The 19692-nt window shown below is 72.7% G+C and carries 21 protein-coding genes; 8 read left to right on the top strand and 13 right to left on the bottom strand.

All coding sequences use genetic code 11. The features are described from left to right. The first annotated feature begins 67 nt into the window (after window positions 1-67). The gene (locus ABNF97_RS27860) at window positions 68-1021 is read left to right on the top strand and encodes a diacylglycerol/lipid kinase family protein (protein ID WP_349340351.1); all 954 of its coding nucleotides are present in this window, start codon (window positions 68-70) and stop codon (window positions 1019-1021) included. A gap of 23 nt (window positions 1022-1044) precedes the next feature. Here ABNF97_RS27860 and ABNF97_RS27855 read toward each other — a convergent pair whose 3' ends face one another. After that, window positions 1045-1791: an HAD family hydrolase gene (locus ABNF97_RS27855; protein ID WP_349340350.1), complete on the bottom strand. Its 747-nt coding sequence runs from the start codon at window positions 1789-1791 to the stop codon at window positions 1045-1047. A gap of 161 nt (window positions 1792-1952) precedes the next feature. On the opposite strand from ABNF97_RS27855, the gene smpB reads away from it, so the two are divergent. Next, entirely contained in the window at window positions 1953-2444 is a 492-nt protein-coding gene (gene smpB, locus ABNF97_RS27850) for an SsrA-binding protein SmpB (protein ID WP_130463313.1), read from the top strand. On the opposite strand, the gene ABNF97_RS27845 is transcribed toward smpB, so the two are convergent. After that, window positions 2401-2937: an FBP domain-containing protein gene (locus ABNF97_RS27845; protein ID WP_349340349.1), complete on the bottom strand. Its 537-nt coding sequence runs from the start codon at window positions 2935-2937 to the stop codon at window positions 2401-2403. The genes smpB and ABNF97_RS27845 overlap by 44 nt on opposite strands. A 60-nt stretch (window positions 2938-2997) precedes the next feature. Between ABNF97_RS27845 and ABNF97_RS27840 the strand changes: the two genes are divergently transcribed. The 4 genes from ABNF97_RS27840 to ABNF97_RS27825 all read left to right on the top strand — a co-directional run bounded on the left by ABNF97_RS27840 (window position 2998) and on the right by ABNF97_RS27825 (window position 6104). After that, window positions 2998-3597 (top strand): TetR/AcrR family transcriptional regulator, encoded by a 600-nt coding sequence (locus tag ABNF97_RS27840; RefSeq protein WP_349340348.1) that lies wholly within the window; start codon window positions 2998-3000, stop codon window positions 3595-3597. Window positions 3598-3732: 135 nt separating this feature from the next. After that, window positions 3733-4929, top strand: a complete 1197-nt coding sequence (locus tag ABNF97_RS27835; RefSeq protein WP_349340347.1) for an SGNH/GDSL hydrolase family protein — start codon at window positions 3733-3735, stop codon at window positions 4927-4929. Between the two features lie 103 nt (window positions 4930-5032). Further along, window positions 5033-5584 carry a hypothetical protein gene (locus tag ABNF97_RS27830; RefSeq protein WP_130463310.1) on the top strand — a complete coding sequence of 184 codons (552 nt, stop codon included), beginning with the start codon at window positions 5033-5035 and terminating at the stop codon, window positions 5582-5584. 214 nt (window positions 5585-5798) lie between these two features. Then, window positions 5799-6104, top strand: coding sequence for a hypothetical protein (locus ABNF97_RS27825; RefSeq protein WP_349340346.1), 306 nt, complete (start codon window positions 5799-5801; stop codon window positions 6102-6104). 16 nt (window positions 6105-6120) lie between these two features. Here the strand turns inward: ABNF97_RS27825 and ABNF97_RS27820 are convergent, their stop codons facing one another. From ABNF97_RS27820 to ABNF97_RS27770, 11 genes are all read right to left on the bottom strand, one after another. After that, window positions 6121-6693: a hypothetical protein gene (locus ABNF97_RS27820; RefSeq protein ID WP_130463309.1), complete on the bottom strand. Its 573-nt coding sequence runs from the start codon at window positions 6691-6693 to the stop codon at window positions 6121-6123. 13 nt (window positions 6694-6706) lie between these two features. Then, complete coding sequence (locus ABNF97_RS27815) at window positions 6707-7633, bottom strand: Rv1363c family protein (RefSeq protein WP_349340345.1); 927 nt, start codon at window positions 7631-7633, stop codon at window positions 6707-6709. 20 nt (window positions 7634-7653) lie between these two features. Further along, on the bottom strand, window positions 7654-8940 hold the full coding sequence (locus ABNF97_RS27810; protein WP_349340344.1) for an MCE family protein: 1287 nt from the start codon (window positions 8938-8940) through the stop codon (window positions 7654-7656). Beyond that, complete coding sequence (locus ABNF97_RS27805; protein WP_130463306.1) at window positions 8937-10406, bottom strand: MCE family protein; 1470 nt, start codon at window positions 10404-10406, stop codon at window positions 8937-8939. The genes ABNF97_RS27810 and ABNF97_RS27805 overlap by 4 nt, the downstream gene beginning before the upstream one ends. Continuing rightward, window positions 10403-11653, bottom strand: a complete 1251-nt coding sequence (locus tag ABNF97_RS27800; RefSeq protein ID WP_349340343.1) for an MCE family protein — start codon at window positions 11651-11653, stop codon at window positions 10403-10405. The genes ABNF97_RS27805 and ABNF97_RS27800 overlap by 4 nt, the downstream gene beginning before the upstream one ends. Further along, window positions 11653-12636, bottom strand: coding sequence for an MCE family protein (locus ABNF97_RS27795; protein ID WP_349340342.1), 984 nt, complete (start codon window positions 12634-12636; stop codon window positions 11653-11655). The genes ABNF97_RS27800 and ABNF97_RS27795 overlap by 1 nt, the downstream gene beginning before the upstream one ends. Window positions 12637-12698: 62 nt before the next feature. Beyond that, window positions 12699-13733 carry an MCE family protein gene (locus ABNF97_RS27790; RefSeq protein ID WP_349340341.1) on the bottom strand — a complete coding sequence of 345 codons (1035 nt, stop codon included), beginning with the start codon at window positions 13731-13733 and terminating at the stop codon, window positions 12699-12701. Then, window positions 13730-15076 carry an MCE family protein gene (locus ABNF97_RS27785; RefSeq protein ID WP_349340340.1) on the bottom strand — a complete coding sequence of 449 codons (1347 nt, stop codon included), beginning with the start codon at window positions 15074-15076 and terminating at the stop codon, window positions 13730-13732. The genes ABNF97_RS27790 and ABNF97_RS27785 overlap by 4 nt, the downstream gene beginning before the upstream one ends. After that, window positions 15073-15876, bottom strand: a complete 804-nt coding sequence (locus ABNF97_RS27780; protein ID WP_349340339.1) for an MlaE family ABC transporter permease — start codon at window positions 15874-15876, stop codon at window positions 15073-15075. Before ABNF97_RS27780 ends, ABNF97_RS27785 begins: the two co-directional genes overlap by 4 nt. A gap of 1 nt (window position 15877) precedes the next feature. Continuing rightward, window positions 15878-16681: an ABC transporter permease gene (locus ABNF97_RS27775; RefSeq protein ID WP_130463301.1), complete on the bottom strand. Its 804-nt coding sequence runs from the start codon at window positions 16679-16681 to the stop codon at window positions 15878-15880. 46 nt (window positions 16682-16727) lie between these two features. After that, on the bottom strand, window positions 16728-17702 hold the full coding sequence (locus ABNF97_RS27770; RefSeq protein ID WP_130463300.1) for an ATP-binding cassette domain-containing protein: 975 nt from the start codon (window positions 17700-17702) through the stop codon (window positions 16728-16730). Between the two features lie 298 nt (window positions 17703-18000). Here ABNF97_RS27770 and shbA point away from each other — a divergent pair, with 298 nt between their 5' ends. Continuing rightward, window positions 18001-18579: an RNA polymerase sigma factor ShbA gene (gene shbA, locus ABNF97_RS27765; protein WP_130463299.1), complete on the top strand. Its 579-nt coding sequence runs from the start codon at window positions 18001-18003 to the stop codon at window positions 18577-18579. Next, complete coding sequence (locus tag ABNF97_RS27760) at window positions 18576-19625, top strand: hypothetical protein (RefSeq protein WP_349340338.1); 1050 nt, start codon at window positions 18576-18578, stop codon at window positions 19623-19625. The genes shbA and ABNF97_RS27760 overlap by 4 nt, the downstream gene beginning before the upstream one ends. The last annotated feature ends 67 nt before the right edge of the window (window positions 19626-19692 follow it).

Below are 19692 nucleotides of genomic sequence, written 5' to 3'. Positions count from 1 at the left end.
CCGCTTGGCGGCCCGGGGCCGCTGGCTACCGGCTTGCCCGCCGGGGCCGCTGGGTAAGACCAGCGCCATGAGTACGACGCTGAGCGCCGAGCCGGCCGCCGACCCGACACCCGGACCGGCCGTGACCCCGGCCCAGGTGGCCCGGGTCGCGGTCGTCGCGCACCGGAAGAAGTCGCTCGGCGGCGGGCTCGACGAACTCCGCTCCCGGTTGCGCGGCGCCGGGATCGAGGACCTGCTCTGGTACGAGGTGCCGAAAAGCCGCAAGGCGCCGAAGAAGGTACGCAAGGCACTCGACAGAGGCGCCGAGCTGATCTTCGTCTGGGGCGGGGACGGCATGGTGCAGCGCTGCGCGGACGCGCTGGCCGGCTCGGACGCGGCGCTGGCGAACCTGCCCGCCGGTACGGCGAACCTGCTCGCCACCAACCTCGGCATCCCGGAGGATCTGGCCGAGGCGGTCCGGATCGGGTTGACCGGGTCGCGCCGCCGGATCGACCTCGGGCGGCTCGGCGGCGAACACTTCGCCGTGATGGCCGGCGCGGGCTTCGACGGGGAACTGATCCGGGACGCCGACCGCGACCTGAAGGATCGGTTGGGTCGGCTGGCGTACGTCTGGACCGGGCTGCGGCACGTACGTGGCGAGACGACCCGGATGCGGATCCGGGTGGACGGCGCGGACTGGTTCGAGGGGGAGGCGAGCTGCGTACTCTTCGGCAACGTCGGCACGATCACCGGCGGCATCCCGGCCTTCGACGACGCCCACCCCGACGACGGATGTCTGGAGGTGGGCGTGGCGACCGCCAGCGGAGTGCTGGACTGGGCCCGTACCCTCGGCCGGATGGCGGTCGGGCGCTCCGACTCCTCGCCGTTCGTCCGGATCACCCGGGGGCGGAAGATCAACGTCCGGTTCGCCGAACCGATGAGCTACGAGCTGGACGGCGGGGCCCGCGACCGGGTCACCCGGCTCAAGGCCCGGGTCGCGCCCGGCGCGCTGACGGTCTGCGTACCCGACGAGAAGTCCTGACCTCATCCGCTCCCGGGTGCGGGTCAGCGGGCTGAGCCGGTGAGCCGGTCGTCATCGGCCTGCCGGGTCCGCAGCCGGGCGGGCAGGTCGAGGATCGAGTCGAGCCGGCGCGCCGCCGGCACCGGTGCCCGGCGCTCCGGATCGATCAGGTACGCCGGGATGCCGGCCCGCTCGGGCCCGACGAAATCGGGCCGGTAGGTGTCGCCGACGAAGACCGCCGCACCGGCGTCGATGCCGAGGATGTCGAGCGTGGCCGCGTAGATCCGCGGATGTGGCTTGCACCAGCCCAGTTCGACCGAGGTGACCACGGCGTCGAAGTAGTCTGCCAGCCCCATCGCCGCGAGGTGACCGGGGACCAGGTCCGGCTGGTGCGTGTTGGTGACGACCGCGAGCCGGTAGTCACGATGCAGGTCGCGTACCAGGTCGGGAACGCCGGGGAGGTAGCGCACGCCGGTGTTCCACTCCCGGACGTACTCCCGGGTGAACGCCTCGACGTCGTCCGCTGCCGGCGGCGGGCCGAGGAGATCGGTCAGGAACGCCGTGCCGACCTCGGTCATCGAGAACTCGGAGTCGTCCTCCGCGCTGCGCCGGTCGAAGTCGGCGAAGGCCGCTGACCAGGCGGCCAGGAAGTCGGCGTAGCCCAGGTCGGCGCCGAGCCCCCGAAGCAGGGCGTGCGAGCCCGGGTAGCCCTGTTCGGTGCGGCTTGCCGAGTAGTCGACCAGGGTGCCGAAGAAGTCGAAGAGGATGTGGGTACGGCCGGCGGCAGGCATCGCGCCATTCTCCCATCCGGCTCCGGCTCCGGCGCTCGGTGGCACGACGGGAAAATTCCGTCGAATCCGCCGCTGACCTCTGCGTATAGTCTGGCTACCCGGTCCGGCCGGGTGGCCCGGGGAGCCGGGTCGACGCTGGGGAGGTCGTCGCGGCCAGGGAAGTGGAGCGCAGGCTCATCGCGTCGAACAGGAAGGCGCGACACGAGTACGCGGTCCTGAAGACGTACGAGGCGGGGATCGTGCTGCGCGGCACCGAGGTCAAGTCGCTGCGGGCCGGGCAGGCTTCGCTGGTCGACGCGTTCGCCCAGGAGCGGGACGGGGAACTCTGGCTCTACGGGCTGCACATCGCGGAGTACGCCTACGGGACTTGGACGAACCACCAGCCGAAGCGGATGCGGAAACTCCTGCTGCGGCGCGTGGAGATCAACAGGATCCTGGACCGGATCCACGAGCCCGGCCTGACCCTGGTGCCGCTGTCGCTGTACTTCTCGAACGGCTGGGCCAAGGTCGAGCTCGGCGTCGCGCGCGGCAAGCGGTCCTACGACAAGCGCCAGGCCCTGGCCGAGCGGGACGCCAACCGGGAGATCGCCCGGGAGCTGGGGCGGCACCTCAAGGGCGCGTCCCAGCGATCCCGGGCGGGCCGGGGCTTCTGAGCAGGGTCACCCCGCCGACCCGGCCCAGGAAGGCGGCGAGGCTGGCCGTGGTGCGTTCGACCTTCTCGGCCAACGTGATGGTCTCGTCGAGGCGCCGCCCGGCGTCCTTCTTTCCCCGCAGGTAGAGCGAACAGGCCAGGTCGGCGCAGAGATAGGCGCCGACGGAGTTGCCCTGCCGGCCCTCCCGTCCGGCCTTGCGGGCGGTCATCAGCGAGACCCCGTCTCCGGTGTGCGTGGTCAGGCAGAACGAGCACATGCTGCGCCGGACGCGCCCGGTCTGCGGCGCCGCCCGCAGCGTCACGCCGACGAGTCCGCTGCCGGACTCGGCGACCAGGTAGGCCCGCTCGGCGGCGGCGGGGTCCCGCCAACCGAGGAAGTCGAGGTCGGTCCAGGGGCGTTCGTCGAGGTCCCTCGGCACGGCGAGACGCTTCGCCTCGCCCTTCGTGCAGTTGACGAAGGAGGCGCGGATCTCGGGCTCGGTCAGGGGTAGCATAGGAACCAGCCTAATATCTCTAGGCGGACAGCAAACAATCCTAGGCGTGAGGTGTGGCACATGCACCCTGGTGCATCTTCCAGCCGGCCGCGTGCGGGGCTCACCGCCGAGCGGCTGACCCTGGCCGCGGCGGAGCTGGCCGACGAGGTCGGCTTCGAGAAGCTGACCATCGCGGCGCTCGCCCGCCATTTCGGGGTCCGGGACGCCAGCCTCTACTCCCACCTCAGGAATGCCCGCGACCTGCGGGTAAGGGTGGCGGCACTGGCCCTGACGGAACTCGCCGACCGGGCCGCCGCCGCGCTCGCCGGCCGGGCCGGCCGGGACGCGCTGGCCGCCTTCGCCGACGCCTACCGCGACTACGCGAAACAACACCCCGGCAGGTATGCGGCGGCACAGCTGGAGCTCGACCCCGAGACAGACACGGTGGCCGCCGACGCGGCCCGCAGGCACGCCGAGCTGACCCGCAGCATCCTGCGCGGATACCGGCTGGCCGAACCCGCCCAGACCGATGCGGTACGCATGCTGCACAGCACCTTCCACGGCTACGTGAGCCTGGAGCGGGCCGGTGGCTTCCGGCACCATCCCCGCCCGGTCGACGACTCCTGGGCCAGAACGGTGGACGCGGTCGACACCGCTCTGCGGCACTGGCCGGCGCAGTGACCCCGGCGACGGGGCAGGGCACCGGAGGGTAGGCGCGCGGGTCGGATCCTATATTGGTCCGCAGCCGAACCCGCCCCCTCTGGCTGTCAGCCCGAGCCGGTGCCGGGAAGACCCGACACGAGCCGGAGGTGGCCGTTGCACAGCCGGGCCGGGCAGCGCTGGGCGACGAGCTGGGCATCGATGCCGCAGCTCGCCGAGCCGGACAACATGCCGCCACCACCGTTCACCGGGCACGACCGGGTGCTGGCCGACAGCACGCTCCGGCAGACCATCCGGGTGTCGGTGGGCGGATCGCGGATCCGGTTGCGCCTCTCCAACGCCTTCGGCGGTGCACCGCTGCCGATAACCGCCGCCACCGTGGCGCTGCCGGAGGACGGCCGGGCCGGGGTCAGCGCTATCCGGCCCGGCAGCGCGCGGCCGGTGACGTTCAGCGGTCGCGGGTCGGTCTCCGTGCCGGTCGGGGCGCAGATCGTCTCCGACCCGGTCGACCTCGCCGTGCCGGCCCGGGCCAACCTCACCGTGACGCTCTATCTCGCGCAGGGGCAGGCGTCGGAGCGGATCACCTCGCACCCCGGCTCCCGGACCACCTCCTACCTGCTGCGCGGCAACCATGTGGCGGAGTCGACGCTGCCCGGCGCCACCCCGGTCGACCACTGGTACCTGCTCAGCGGGCTGGAGGTGCCGGCCCGGCCCGCCACCGGGGTCGCGGTGCTGCTCGGTGACTCGTTGACCGACGGGCGGGGCTCCACCACCAACGGAAACGACCGCTGGCCGGACCGGCTCGTGGACCGGCTGCACGGGTACCGGCCCACCTCGGACGTCGCGGTGGTGAACCAGGCGGCTGGCGGCAACCGGGTACTCGACGACGGGCTGGGGCCGAACGCGCTGGCCCGGCTGGACCGGGACGTACTGGCACAGAGCGGCGTCAGCTGGCTGGTGGTGTTCGAGGGGGTCAACGACATCGGCACCGCCGAGGCCACCGAGCCCGCGCAGCGCGCCGTGACCGACGATCTGATCACCGCGTACGACCAGATCGTCACCCGGGCACACGCGCAGGGCATCCGGGTGTACGGCGCCACCCTGACCCCGTTCGGCGGCCACGCCGACTACGACGACCCGGCCGGGCTGCGGGAGGCGACCCGCCAGGCGGTCAACCGGGGTATCCGCACCGGCGACCTGTTCGACTCGGTGATCGACTTCGATCGGGCCGTACACGATCCGGCCGACCCGCGTCGGCTCCTGTCCACCGCCGACTCCGGCGACCACCTGCACCTCAACCCGACCGGCTACCGGCTGCTCGCCGATGCGGTCCCGGTCGGCCTCTTCCGCTGAACCTCTCGCCACACGCCCGGCAACGAGGTCGGATCGACGAATCCCACCGGTCGCCGTCTTCTGCTCGGGAGTGGTCCCGGTGCGGTGGGGCCATCATGGTGACATGACGACCTTGACGTCTCGTTGCCTGGCCATCACGGCATGCGCGCTCACGATGACCTTCGTCTCGGTGGGCTGCGGCAGCGCCCAGGTGGGTGGCACTGGTTCCGCGAGCGCGCCGCCCACTGCCTCGAAGAGCGAAACGAGTTCCCCAACCAGCAGCTCGGCGCCTGAGCCCGCCCCGACCTCGAACCAGCCGAGCGCCCAGGACGGTACGAACTACCAGGCATGTCTTGGCGGCAACTGCGAGATCGCTGTGTCCAAACCGGTCACGATCACGTTGTCCGATTCTCCGGTCGGTGCCGGTCCCTTCACCGTGCGGAAGGTGAACGCCGACAGCGTCGAGGTGCGCATGGCCCTCCCCGCCGGGCCCAGTCTTGGCGCCACCATCAAGAAGGGCTGCACGACCGCCTTCTACGCGAACAACGCCAGTGGATTTGCGCACACATCGTGCTCAGGAGAACCAGAGGATGTCCTCGGTATGTATGTCAAGCAAATGGTGACTGTCAAGGGCATCACCGACGGCACCGCAATCCTGAACCTGAAGTCGGAGTGAGCGGCCCGCGCGATCGTGGGGCGCATCGCCCGGTGCCACCGAGTCCGAGATCACTCTCTGCTTACCGCATGGAGAGTCACATTCATACCGGTACGCGCCGACCTCGATGCGTTTGATGAGAGTGTCGCGACCCTGTCCCAGGCTCCGTGAGGCCTGGACGGCCCGGGAAAGTCCCGGCGAGTAGCGGCGCGATGGTCCGGGTATGGATCGCGACATGAGTGAAGAGCCGAGTGACCGGGTCGAGAACCGGGCCGCCCACCTGCTTCCCGAGGAACAGTCCGTCGGCAGCGACGACCCGGAGGCGCAGGCCGAGGCGGTGCTGGCCGAATCCGACGGGCGCGAGGCGGGAGCGGCGGTGCTGGCCGAGTCCGACCCCCGGACGACGGAGGCGGAGCGCCGCATCGCCGAGGCGGCGGCCGCCCCGGACTCGTTCCTGGAACGGCGCACCTCGGAGCAGACGGTGGCCCCGGAGCAGACGGCCGGGTCGGGGCAGACGGCCACCCCGGAGCCGCCGGACTGACAGCGAGCAGCGCGGGTCAGATGGCGGTGGCCCGGGCCACCTTCCATTCCCCGTCGACCCGGTGCAGTTCCAGGACCACCCGGTTCTGGTCGACCTTCTCGCCGTCGGTGTTGGCGTTGCGGCGGTACTGGTTCAGATAGACCAGCAGCTCCACCTCGGCCGACTCCGCCCGGATCACCCCGCTGGCGGAGACCTCCGCGAGCACCACCGCCTGCTCGGCGACGGCGGTCGACTTCAGCGCCGAGGTCGTCTCGGCGTACTCGTCGGCGAACGGGCCGGTCACGAAGGCGCGTCCGTTCGCGACGCTGGCGTCGAAGCTGCGGTAGTCGTAGGAGAAGATGGCCTTGGCGGCCGGACCGGCGGTGGCCAGCGCCTGGCGTACCGCGGAGTCGCGCTGCTCGGCCCGGTGGTGGGCGTACCAGGCGGTGCCGGCCGCCATGCCGGCGAGCACGGTGGCGACGGCGAGGGCGAGGTGCAGGCGGCTACGGCGACCCTCGGCGGTACGGCGCCCTTCCGCGGTACGGCGCCCCTTGACGGTACGGCGCCCGGGGCGCAGCCGTCGGGCGAGCGTGGCGATGGACGTTCGCATCGGAGTGCTCCTCTCAGCCGACGAACTGGAGCCGGGAGACCAGCCAGGTGTCGGAGTCGCCTTCCCTGGTCAGGTCGACCTGGATCCGGTAATGGGCCGGCCGTCCATCCGGGGCGTTCACGTTCCGCACGGTCGCGTCCATCGCCACCAGTACCACCGCGTGGCGCAGGTCGCCGGAGAGCAGGCCGGCGCGCAGCACCGTACCCCTCGACTCGACCTTGTTCTCCAGCACCGCCTCCCGCACCTTGGCCTGGCCCCGGACGAACTCCTCCTTGAATTCCCCGGTGGCGCCGGCCGTGATCCGCTGGAGGTCGCTGTCCACGCTGGACGCGCTGACCGAGACGAAGTTGACCGTCGTCTGCCGCGCGGCGGCCAGGGCCTGCGTGTGGGCCTGCTCGACCGCCCGGTCCTGCCACCACCGGTAGCCGGAGACACCGGCCAGGGCGAGCGCCGCACAGAGCGCGGCGACCAGCGCGACGGTCGTCCCGAGCCGCCGCCCCGCGCTCTTCCGCCCGGCCGCCGCCCCGCCGGTCGCGCCGGCCGCCTCGGCTGTGCTCGCGCTACCGGCCCGTTCCTGGTCGGCCTCATCGTGGTCGGCCGGTTCCTGCTTGGCCTTTTCGCGGTCGGCCGGATTCTGTTCGGTCTCCTCGTGGTCGGCCGGATTCTGCTTGACCGGTTCCTGGTCGGCCGGTTCCTGGTCGAGCCGTTCCAGCATCTCCCGCACCGGGTCCTCGGCGACCGGCATTCGCCGGGTCACCGTACGTCGGGGCACCGGTCGCCCGCCCCGGGCCGGCTGTCGTGTCCCGCCCCCCGACCGGCGTGCCCCGCCGGCCCGGGCCCGTCCCTCGGCGGGTGTCGGCGGCGGGACGGCCGGCGTGCCCGGGTCGGCCGCTGCTGAGCCCTTCACCAGTTTCAACCTACGTTCCTCACCGCTGCGCATCGGTCGGCTCCTCGGATCGGTCATGGCGCTAGGCCGGCAAGTAGTAGTTGCTTCCAGGACTGGTCGCCGGCGAGCTGGTACTGCCCACCGGTCGTGCCGAAGGAGAGCGGCGTGCCGGCCGGGCCCAGCGCGACCCCGGTCGCCGGGTCGTAGCCGGCAACGGTGGCGGGGGAGACCGGCGGGGTGTGCTCGGCCGGCACGTCCGGCTCCGGCAGTGCCGGTCCGCCGGGTCGCGGCGGCGCCGGGTCGGTGCCGCCGGGCCGGGGCGCCGCCGCGCTGCCCCGGACACTGGAACCGCGGGCGGCCTCCGCCGCCGTGCAGCGGGTGGACCCGTCGTAGACGCAGGCCGGCGGGTCGGCGACGTTCAAGACGAGCCCGAAGTGCACCGTGCCGTCGCCGGGGGTGACGGTGAACGCGCCGTCCACCACCAGCGGATAGACCACCAGCAGTTGCTCGATGCCGGGCAGCCGCCGGGCGGCCACCCCGTTCACCGCGACCAGGTTGCCCAGCAGGGTACCGATCGACGGGTCCAGGTCGCGCAGCAGGCCGACGAGTTCGGTCGCGGCGGCCGGCCCGTCGGCGAGGATCCGCCGCAGGTCCGGGTCGGCGGTCCGGACCGTCTCGGCGAGCCGGGCCAGCCCGTCCGCCCAGCGGCGCAGCGCGGCGGCGGACTCCTGCTGGGTACGCAGCACGGTCCGCCCGTCCCGGATCAGCGTCACCGTCTCCGGCAGCCGTACCGTCGCCTCGGCGAGCAGTGCGCCGCTCGCGTCGAGGATCCGGCGCAGCGCCGCCTCGTTCCCCTCGAACGCGACACCCAACTCGTCGATCACGACCGCCAGGTCGTCGGGGTCGATGGAGCGGACCAGCGCGTCCAGGTTGGCCAGCAGGGTTTCCGGGGCCAGCGGGGTGCCGGTGCGCTCCTTGGGGATCACCGAGCCGTCCCGCAGCCAGGGGCCGGTGTCGCGCTCGGGGCGCAGGTCGACGTACTGCTCGCCGACGGCGGAACGCTGCGAGACCACCGCGCGCAGCGCGTCCGGGACGCGTACGTCCTCGTCCAGCCGGAGTGCGACCCGCACTACCTCGCCGTGCAGGTCGACCGCCTCGACCCGACCGACCGGAAAGCCCCGGTAGCTGACCGACGCGTTCGGGAAGACGCCTCCGGAGTCGGCGAAGTCGGCGTACACCAGATAGCCGCTGCCGAGCAGCCGGTCGCCGAGCCCGACGTAGCGGACCGCGACATAGCTGATCCCGAGCACGCTGACCAGCAGGAACGCCAGCACCTGGAGTCGGGCGGTACGTCCGGTCACTTCGACGACCCCCCGCCGAGTATGTCGAGCAGCCCGCCGGTCCGCCCGTTCGTCGCCCCGTCCGGCGGGGGCAGCAGGCAGCCGGGGGAGAGGATGGTGCCCAGCGGCAGCCTGGTGCCGGGCGGGAAGATCGTGCCCGGTGGCACCACTCCACCCGGCGGCAGCAGCCCGCCCGGCGGCAGCAGCGACCCGGGGCGGAGCAGTTCACAGCCCGGCGGCAGCTCGCACTCCGGCAGCAGCGGCGGCAGCCAGTCGATCGGCAGCAACCCGCCGACCGGCAGGCAGACCGGTGGCAGTACGCCGGGCAGCAGCGGCCCGACCCCGCCGGGCCGCCCGTCATCGCCGCCACCGGGGCGCTGCCCGCCGCCGCTCGCACCGGGCCGGTTGCCGGTGGCGCGGCCACCGGGCCGACTCCGGCCCGTCGGCGGCGACGTCGCCACCGGCTTGGCCGAGAAGAGGTTCGCCAGGATCGTCGCGGCGTCGAGGTCGGCGGTGAGGGAGAGGTTGATGTAGTCGCCGACGATCGCACCGGTGACGTTCGGTGGGAACGGGTACGACAACATGAAGTCGAGCGACTTCGGCAGTGCGTCGCCGGCCCGGACGAGTTGTTCGAGCGTCGGTTGCAGGGCTCGCACGCTTGCCACCAGGTCCTCCCGGCTCTCGGTGACCACCCGGGACCCCACCCGGCCCAGTTCGCCGAGCGCGGTCACCGCCTCACTGAGCCGCTTCCGCTGCTCGGCCAGTACGGCGAGGCCGGGGTCGAGCGCGGAGAGCGCGTCCCCGATCACGGCGCGCTGCCGGGCCAGCCGATCCGTCAGCCGGTCCAGCGCGTCCACCGCGCGGACCAGGTCCGCCTTCTGCCGGTCGAGCCCGGTCACGAAGGTGTCCAACTGGCGCAGCGCGTTGCGGGCGGCCGGTTCCCGCCCCTGCAACGCGGCGGCGAGTTCCTGGTTGATCGTCTTGAGCTGGGCCAGCCCGCCGCCGTTGAGCAACAGGCCGAGCGCGGCAAGCACCTCCTCGACCTCGGCCGACCGTTTCGTCCGGGCGAGCGGGATCACGGCGTCGTCGCCGAGTTGCCCGGCGGGTGGTTCGGTGACCGGGGCGGCCAGCGCGACGTACTTCTCGCCGAGCAGGCTGGTCTGCCGGACCGCCGCGGTGGCGTTGCCGGGCAGTCGCACGGTGCGGTCGATCCGGAGCCGGACCAGCGCGGTCCAGCCGCGCAGCGAGATCTCCCGGACACTGCCCACCGTGACGTCGTTGACCTTGACGGCTGACTGCGGCACCAGGTCGAGTACGTCGGTGAACTCGGCGGTGACCTCGTACGCCGGTCCGTTCGGCGCGCCGCCGGGCAGCGGCAGACCGGCCGCATCCAGGCTGCCGCAGCCGGTCGCCCCGACCGTCGCCGCCAGCAGCACCGCGACCGCCCGGGTCACCGTCCGGGCCTCGGCGAGGACCGGCCGGCTCATCGGACACCCCGCAGGATGCCACCGAGCGTGCGGTCGAGCGACACCTCCGGCCCCGGCGCTCCGGGCACGGGTGCTGCCGTGCCGTCACCGGCGGCCGGCGGCGTCGCCGGTGCGGGCTTGCCGGACGGCGGCAGGTTGAGCAGCGTGCGCAACTCCTCCGGGAGCGGGAGCCGCTTCAGGTTCAGGGTCTCGGCCAGCTCGAAGCAGCGCTTGGGCACCTTCGGCGCCGGCAGCGCGTCGGCCAGGGTCGCGCAGACGTACGCGGCCGGGTCGTACGGCCCGAGCAGGTTGTCCCGGGTGTCCAGGGTGCCGGACCGGGCGTTGTAGGCCAGGTTCAGGTTGGACAGGGTCAGCGGGGCCACGTCCAGGATTCTGATCAGCGCCTTCTGCTGCCGGACCAGCACGTTCGTCACGTCCGCCAGCGCCTCCACATTGGATTTCAGGATCGCCCGGTTGTCCCGGACGAACCGGGTCACCTCGCCGAGCGCGTTCGCCAGGTTGCGCAGCGCGGCGGCCAGGTCGTCCCGTTCGGCGGCGAGTTGGGTGGCCACGTCGGCGAGGCGGGAGTTGAAGGCCCGCACCTGCTGGTCGCTGCGGGCCAGCGCGGTGGTGAACCGCTGCAGATTCGCCACCGTGCCGAACAGGTCCTGCCGCCCCTCGGCCAGGGTGTCCAGGGCCCGGGAGAGCCCGTCCAGGGTGTCGTGCAGGTTGTCCCCGTTGCCGGCCAGGTTCGCCCGGGCGGTGCCGAGCAGCTCGTCCAGCGCCCCGTCGGCGTTGGCGCCGCCCGGTCCGAGCGCCCGGTTGAACTCGTCGAGGGCCCGGTAGATGTCGTCGATCTCCATCGGCGCCATCGTCCGGTTCACCGGCAGTTCGGCGCCGTCCGGCAGCCGGGCACCGCCGGAGAACGCCGGGGTGAGCTGGACGTACCGGTCGCTGACCAGGCTCGGTGGCACGATCACCGCCGAGGCGTCGGCCGGGATGTCGTGCCGGGCGTCGTAGCGCAGCTCCAGCCGGAGGGTACGACCGGCCGGGGTGATCGAGACGACCTCACCGATCCGCACCCCGAGGACCCGGACGTCGGAGCCGGCGTGGATGCCGACCGCCCGGGTGAAGTGCGCGACGAGGCGCCGCTGCGGGGTGCCCTGGTGCGGCAGCACGAACGTGGCGGCGGCGGCCACCAGTACGGTCACCCCGGCGGCGAGCAGTGCCCGGCGCCGGTTCGGTGCGACGGGGCGGAGCCGGCGCATCAGCGACCTCCGGTCGGCACGTACGGCTGGAGCAGCCCGCGCAGGTACGAGTCGAACCACCGGCCGTTGCCCAGCACGTTGGTGAAGGCGTCCAGGAACGGGCCCATCGTCTGCAACGTCCGCTCCAGGTCGTCGCGGTTGCGTTGCAGGGTGGCCACCACCCCGCGCAACTGGCGCAGCGTCGGCTCCAGCGTGGCGCGGTTCTCGGCGACCAGCCCGGAGAGCTGTGCCGACAGGTCCCGGGTGGCGACCAGCAGGTCGTGGATCGCGTCCCGCCGCCGGTGCACCTCGTCGAGCAGCAGGGCACCGTCGGCGACCAGCCGACGGAACTCCTCGTCCCGGTTCGCCAGTACGTCGGTGACGCTCCGGGCCCGCTCCAGCAGTTCGCGCAGTTCGGCGTCCCGGCTGGCGACCGTGCGGGAGAGCCGGGAGAGCCCGTCCAGCGAGGAGCGCACGCTGCCCGGGGTGTCCGCGAAGGTCTCCGCGAGCGTGGTGAACGCGGTCGCCAGCTGCCCGGTGTCGATCTCGTCGAGCGTGCCGGCCAGCCCGGTGACCGCCTGCATCACGTCGAACGGGGACGCGGTGCGGGAGAGTGGGATCTCCGCCTCCTCGGCCAGCCGGCCCGGTCCGGCCGGCGCCAGCGCCAGGTACTTCTGGCCGAGAACCGTCTTGATCCGGATCGTCGCAGCGGTTGCCCGGCCGAGCCGCAGCTCGCCGTCGTCGATCCGGAACCGCACCCGCACGTACGTGCCGGTGCCGCCCCGGGCCAGGTCCACCTCGGTCACCTCGCCGACGCGTACCCCGGCGACCCGGACCTCGTTTCCCTCGACCAGCCCGCTGGCGTCCCGGAACGCCGCCGCGTACGCCCGGTCGCGCAGCGCCGCGAGGTCGTCCAGCCGGAACGCGGTCAGCAGCAGCCCGGTCAGCACCACCAGCCCGACCGCGCCGATGGTGACGGGGTTGCGTTCCCGGAACGGTCTCACCGGGCACCTCCTGATCCGGCGCAGCGGTCTCACCGGGCACCTCCTGATCCGGCGCAGCGGTCTCACCGGGCACCTCCTGATCCGGCGCAGCGGGCCGCCTCGGAACTGAACGTGGCCGGGTTGACGCTCTGCCCGCCGAACGCCAGCCGGCCGTCGAAGTCGCAGACGAAAAGGTTGAGCCAGGAGCCGTCCGAGGCGACCCGGGTCAGCGCCTCGTACCGGTCGGGTAGCCGGCCGAGGGTGCCGTCGATGACCGCCGCGTTCCGGTTGAGGGTGCCGGCGAGGTCGCCGAGTTCGGTCACGTCGGCGGCGAGCGCCGGCCGTGCGTCGGCGAGCAGCGCGGCGGTGCTGCCGGTGAGTTTGCCGAGGTTGACCAGTGCCGCGCCGATCGCCTCGCGGTCGCCGGCCAGGCCGGAGACGAACTGCTGCAAGGAGCGGATCGTCTGGTCGAGTTCGGCGTCCCGGTCATCGAGGGTGGCCAGCACCGAATTCAGGTTGGTCACCACCCGGCCGATCACCGCGTCCCGGTCGGCGAGGGTGTTGGTCAGCGAGGCGGTGTGCGCCAGCAGGCTGGCCACGGTGCCGCCCTCGCCCTGTAGCACCTGGATGATCTCGTATGCCAGCCTGTTGACGTCCTCCGGACTCAGCGCGGTGAAGAGTGGCCGGAACCCGTTGAAGAGGGTGGTCAGGTCGAGGGCCGGGGTGGTCTGGCCGATCGGGATCAGCCCGTCCGGGCGCAGTGGCGGCCCGCCGCCGGGGCCCTCGGCGAGCGCGACGTAGCGCTGGCCGATCAGGTTGCGGTAGCGGATCTTCGCCCGGACGGTGGTGCGGAGCGGCACCTCCTCGGTCAACCTCAGGGTGACCTCGGCGACACTGTCCTGCACCACCCGGATCGTGTCGACCCGGCCTACCCGGACTCCGGCGATCCGGACGTCGTCACCGGGGAGCAGGCCGGTGACGTCGGTGAATCGGGCCCGGTAGCTGGTGCCGCCGAAGGAGAACGAGCCGAGTGCCTGGGCGAGCATCCCGGTGAGCAGCAGCGTCACGGCGGCGAACGCGATCAGCTTGACCAGGGGGCCGACGGGTACCCGCCTCATCTGGCGTTCACCACCGCGCCGCGCAGCAGCGGGCCCCAGAGCAGTACGGCGATGTCGGGCACCTGCACCGGCAGGATGCCGGTGGCGGCTCCGATGATCGGCTTGAGCAGGTTCCGTTCCTCCTCGGTGCCGGCAGAGCCCATCGCCGGTGGGTTGCCGGCGGCCGGGATTCCGTCGACGGCGGCGCCGGAGTTCGCCGGAGGCTTGCCGACCGGGAGCCTGACCGGGCCGGGGCGGGAGCCGCCGTGGTCGTAGCCGTCCTCGATCCGTACCTCGGGTGCGGGTGGCCTCGGGTTCGGCAGCTCCCGGCACTGCGGGCCGGTCGATGCGCCGTACACCGGGGCGTCCCGGCCGGGCTGGTAGGCGCCGTTGTCCCGGGTCACCTCCAGCGTCACGTGCATCCGGCCGTTCCGGAACACCTCCTCGGCGCGTGGCTGTGCCCGTACCAGCCCCTGCATCAGGCACGGATACTCCGGCGCGTACGCGGCCAGCAGCTCCAGCACCGGCCGGCCGAGTTCACCGAGCCGGATCACCTGGTCACCGTGCCGGTCCAGGAAGAGCCGGCCCACGTCGGCGGCGTCGGTCGACTCGGCGAGGAAGGCCGCGAGCTGGGTGCGCTGGTCGGCGACGGTGCGCGCGGTCGGGGTGACGTCCCGGAGGATCGCCAGCAGGTCCGGCAGGGCCGCGTCGTAGGAGTCCAGCACCGCCGCGAGCCGCCGGACGTCCTCGGTGAGCGCCGGCAGTTCGCGGTTGAGTTCGCCGAGGTAGCCGTCCAGGGTCTCCAGGGTCCGCCCGAGCTGCTCGCCGCGACCCTCCAGGGCGGTGGCGAGCGCGGCCAGGGTGCTGGCCAGCCGGTCCGGGCGGATCGACCGGAGCAGTGGCAGCGCCTCGTCGAGGACCCGTTCCAGCTCGACACCGTTGCGGCTGCGGTCCCGGCTGATCACGGCACCGTCCCGCAGCGGACCGGCGGTGGAGCCGGCGGGGGCGACCAGGGCCACGTACCGCTCGCCGAAGAGGGTCTTCGGCAGCAGCCTGGCGGTGACGTCGGCCGGTACCTGCCCGATCCGGTCCGGGTCGAGCGCGAGCCGCAGCCGGGCCCGCGTTCCGTCGCTGTCGACCTCGCGTACCTCGCCGATCGGCACTCCACGCAGCTTCACCTCGGCGCCGGGGTTGAGCTGCATCCCGGTCCGGGCGGTGTGCAGGGTCACCCAGGCGACCGGGGTGAAGACCTTGCGGTACTGCAACACGGCGAGCGTCAGCGCCGCACCGAGTACCACCACGAAGACGAGACCGAGGACGCGTCGGCCCCACGGCGACCCGCGATGCTGCATGCTCCCGTTCACCCCGCGATCCGTACGGTCGTGGTCGCGCCCCAGATGGCCAGCGACAGAAAGAAGTCGACGATGTTGATCGCCACGATGGCGGTACGCACCGCACGGCCGACCGCGATGCCGACTCCGGCCGGCCCGCCGCTGGCGTGGTACCCGTAGTGGCAGTGCACCAGTACGACGATCACGCTGAACACCAGCACCTTGCCGAACGACCAGAGCACGTCCACCGGGGGCAGGAAGAGGTGGAAGTAGTAGTCGTAGGTGCCGGCAGACTGTCCGAAGTAGAAGACCGCGATGCTGCGGGTGGCCAGGTAGCTGGAGAGCAGGCCGATCACGTAGAGCGGGACGACCGCGACGAAGCCGGCGATCATCCGGGTGGTGACCAGGAACGGCAGCGAGGGCACGCCCATCACCTCGAGGGCGTCGACCTCCTCGGAGATCCGCATCGCCCCGAGCTGTGCGGTGAAACCGGAGCCGACGGTCGCCGAGAGCGCCAGGCCGGCGACCAGCGGGGCGATCTCCCGGGTGTTGAAGTAGGCCGAGACGAATCCGGTGAACGCGCTGCTGCCGAGCTGGTCGAGCGCCTGGTAGCCCTGGAGCCCCACCTCGGTGCCGGTGAAGAAGGTCAGGAAACAGATCACCCCGACCGTGCCGCCGGTGACCGCCAGTGCGCCGCGACCGAAGCTGATCTCGGCGAGCAGGCGTACCACCTCGCGGCGGTAGCGGTGCAGGGCCCGTGGGGTCCAGGCGAACGCCCGCAGGTAGAAGGCGAGCTGTCCGCCGAGGTTGTCCAGGGTACGCAGCATCGGCATCTCACATCCCCCGCTGCGGTACGAGCTGGAAGTAGACCGCGGTGATCACGAAGTTCAGCGCGAAGAGCAGCATGAAGGTGAGTACGACGCTCTGGTTGACCGCGTCGCCGACCCCCTTGGGCCCGCCCCGCGCCGTCATCCCGTGGTACGACGCGACCAGCGCGGCCACCGCACCGAAGAGCACCGCCTTGACCTCGCCGACGGCCAGGTCGGACAGTTGGCCCAACGCCTGGAAACTCGCCAGGTACGCCCCGGGTGTCCCGCCCTGCATCACCACGTTGAAGAAGTAGCCGCCGGCCACCCCGACGACGCTGACCAGCCCGTTGAGCAGCGCCGCGACCAGTGCGGCGGCGACGATCCGGGGTGCGACGAGCCGGTGCACCGGGTCGATGCCGAGCACCTCCATCGCGTCCAGCTCCTCCCGGATCTTCCGGGCACCGAGGTCGGCGCAGATCGCCGAGCCACCCGCCCCGGCGATGATCAGCGCGGTCACGATCGGGCTGGCCTCGCGCACCACCGCCAGCACCGAGGTGGCGCCGGTGAACGACTGGGCGCCGAGCTGGCGTACCAGGGAGCCGAGCTGTAGCGCGATCACCGCCCCGAACGGGATCGCCACCAGCGCGGCCGGCAGGATCGACACCGAGCTGATGAACCAGGCCTGCTGCACGAACTCGCGGACCTGGAACGGCCGCCGGACCAGCCCGCGCAGCGCGTCGAGACAGAAGGCGAAGAAGTGGCCGGGGCCGCGCAGCCGGGCGGTCACCCTGGCCGGGCCGGCCTGCCCGGTGCCGGTCGGCTGGCTCATCGGAACGCCTCGGTCGGCTGGCATCGCAGTGCCTCGGTCGGCTGGCTCATCGCAGTGCCTCGGTGGGCTGCCAGACGCTGCCCCGGACACCCTGGAACGATCCGACCGGCGGGGTGACGCCATGTTCCTCGCACCAACGGCCCGGCGGCTGCTCGGCGGGGCGGGGCCGACCGTCGGTGGGGGCGAGTTGCAGCGGGATCGGTGGCAGCGGCGGCAGTTCCACGCCCGCTTCCGCCTCGGCCCGCAACTCGTCGGAGTCCTTCTCCTCGGCCATCCCGATCGGGCCGATCCGCTGCGCGTTCAGGAACTGCCGGACCACCGGCTCGGTGCTGGAGAGGAGCATCTCGCGCGGACCGAACATGGCCAGCCGGCCGTGGTAGATCAGACCGATGTTGTCCGGCACCGTACGGGCGGTGTTGATGTCGTGCGTGACGATCAGGAACGTCGCCCCGGTCTGCTGGTTGAGGTCGATGATGAGCTGGTTGAGGTACGCGGTGCGCACCGGGTCGAGCCCGGAGTCCGGCTCGTCGAAGAGAATGATCTGCGGGTCCAGCACCAGCGCCCGGGCCAGTCCGGCGCGCTTGCGCATGCCACCGGAGATCTCGCCCGGCAGTTTCCGTTCCGCGCCGAGCAGCCCGACCATCTCCAGCTTCTCCTGCACCACCGCCCTGACCTCGGACTCCGACCTGCGGGTGTGTTCGCGCAGCGGGAAGGCGACGTTGTCGTAGATGCTCATCGAGCCGAACAGTGCGCCGTCCTGGAACAGCACCCCGAAGAGCCTGCGAACGTCGTACAGCGCGCGTTCGGAGAGCCGGGTGAGGTCCCGGCCCTCGATCCAGATTGCTCCACGGTCCGGTTTCAAGAGCCCGACCAGGGTCTTCAGGAACACCGACTTGCCGGTGCCGGACGGGCCGAGCAGCACCGAGATCCCGCCCGCCGGCAGCGTGAGGCTGACGTCGGACCAGACCGGTTGGCCGCCGAAGGACTTCGTCAGCCCTTCGACCCGTATCTCGACGCCCATCCGTCCACCGCCCGCCGCCGCTCCCGGTGGACTCCGCCCACCGCCGTCTCTGGTGGACATCGCGGCGGGCACCCCGGGCGTAACAGCGAAGTCCGGTAATTCTTCGACCACTTTCCGTGGTGCGAGTTTCCGTGGTACGACGTCGAGCCGTCCCGCGGTGCCGGCGGACCGCCCCCGTCGGTGGTGCGATCCGACGGCTCCCGATACGGTGCCGTTGACCCGCCGGTAACTCCGGGCGTGGTGCCGGACGAAGGCGTGCCCCGACGAAGGTGTGCCCGACGAAGGTGCGACCGCATACATGACCGCAGCACCAGAGAATGAGCTCGTCGCCCGCGCGGCCCGACGCGACCCCGAGGCGACGGCGGCGCTGCTCGCCGAGGTCCGCCCCGGCCTGGTCCGGTACTGCCGCGCCAGGCTCGGCCGGGTCGGCGGCGCGTACGCCACCGCCGACGACGTGGCCCAGGAGGTCTGCCTGGCGGTGCTCCGGGCACTGCCCCGGTACCGGGACCAGGGCCGGCCGTTCGCCGCCTTCCTCTACACCATCGCCGCGCACAAGGTCGCCGACGCGCAGCGGGCCGCGATCCGCGACTCGGCCGTCACCACCGACGGTCCGCTGCCGGACGGGCCGGACTCCGCCCCCGGTCCCGAGCAGCGGGCCGTCGCCACCGACCTGGCCCGGCGGCTCTCCGCGCTGCTGGCCCGGCTGCCCGAGGTACACCGGGAGATCGTCCTGCTCCGGGTGGCGGTCGGCCTCACCGCCGACGAGGTCGGGGTCATCGTGGGGATGTCGGCCGCCGCCGTCCGGGTGACCCAGTCCCGGGCGCTGGCCCGGCTCCGCGCCCTGGCCGGCACGGCCCTGGACGAGGTTGCCGCATGAGTACCCTGCGAGGCGGAGCAGAGCGAGACGACGACACGGACGCGCGCGGCGACGCCGTACCGGGGCGGGATGGGGTGTTGACCGGCCGGGAGGACCTGAACCCGGATCCGACTGCCGAGCCGGATCCGGCGGTGGTCGCGGCCGACGACAGGTTGCTCGACGCGTTGGGTCGGGCCGAGTCGGCACCCGGTGACGACCCGCTGGCCGGGCTGCTCACCGCCTGGCGGGCGGAACTCCACGCCGACCTGCCCTGCTTCGACGTCGATGCCGCACTCGCCGCGACCGTGCCGCGCCAGCCCGCGACGATCCCGCGCCAGCCCGCGACGATCCCGCGCCAGCCCGCGGCAGTGCCGCGCCAGCCCGCGGCCCCGAATCAGCCCGCGACGACCCCGCGTCGGTCCGCGGCAGTGCCGCGCCAGCCCGCGACGATGCCGCGTCGGCCCGCGACATTCCCGCGTCGGCCGCGCGCCGGCCGGCTCGTCCGCCGGCTCGTCCTGTCCAGCGTGGTCGGTGTCGTGCTGACCGCCCTGCTCGGCCTCGGCGTCAACCATGCCGGGCCGACCAGCCCGCTCTGGCCGGTCGCGACGGCGGTCTATCCGGACCGGTCCGCGGTCCGCGCCGCCGAGCACACCATCCAGCTCGCTCGGGAGGCGCTGGCGGATCACCGCCACACGCAGGCGCGGGCGGAACTGGACCGAGCAGCCGTCCAGGTGACGGCGATCCGTGACCCGGCAGAGGCTGGCCGACTGCGTGCCGAGATCGAGCGGCTCCGGCGCGGGCTACCCGGATCGGCGGACCGCTCCGAGGTACCTGCCGGCGAGCAGGCGCCCCCGGTCCAACCGGCCCCGACCACCCCGACCGCGCCGCGTACCCCTGGCGTTGCTCCACCGCCGACGGTGGGATCCGATCCGACGCAGCCGGCACCGGCGACGCCGGCGGACCGGGACCTGCTCCCGGTGCCGCTACCCGTGTTGCCGTCGCTGCTGCCGTCCGGGCTGCCGCTGCTGCCGAGCGGCGGCTGTGTACTGCTCTGCCCGCCAGACTGACCGGGGGCACGTGCCACTCGTCCGGCGGACCGCCATAAGCAGTGTGGCGGGGGGGGGGGGGGGGGGG

The organism is Plantactinospora sp. B6F1 (assembly GCF_040120695.1).
In the GTDB taxonomy this organism is placed as follows: Bacteria; Actinomycetota; Actinomycetes; order Mycobacteriales; family Micromonosporaceae; genus Plantactinospora.
This window is presented reverse-complemented; position numbering and strand designations above follow the sequence as displayed.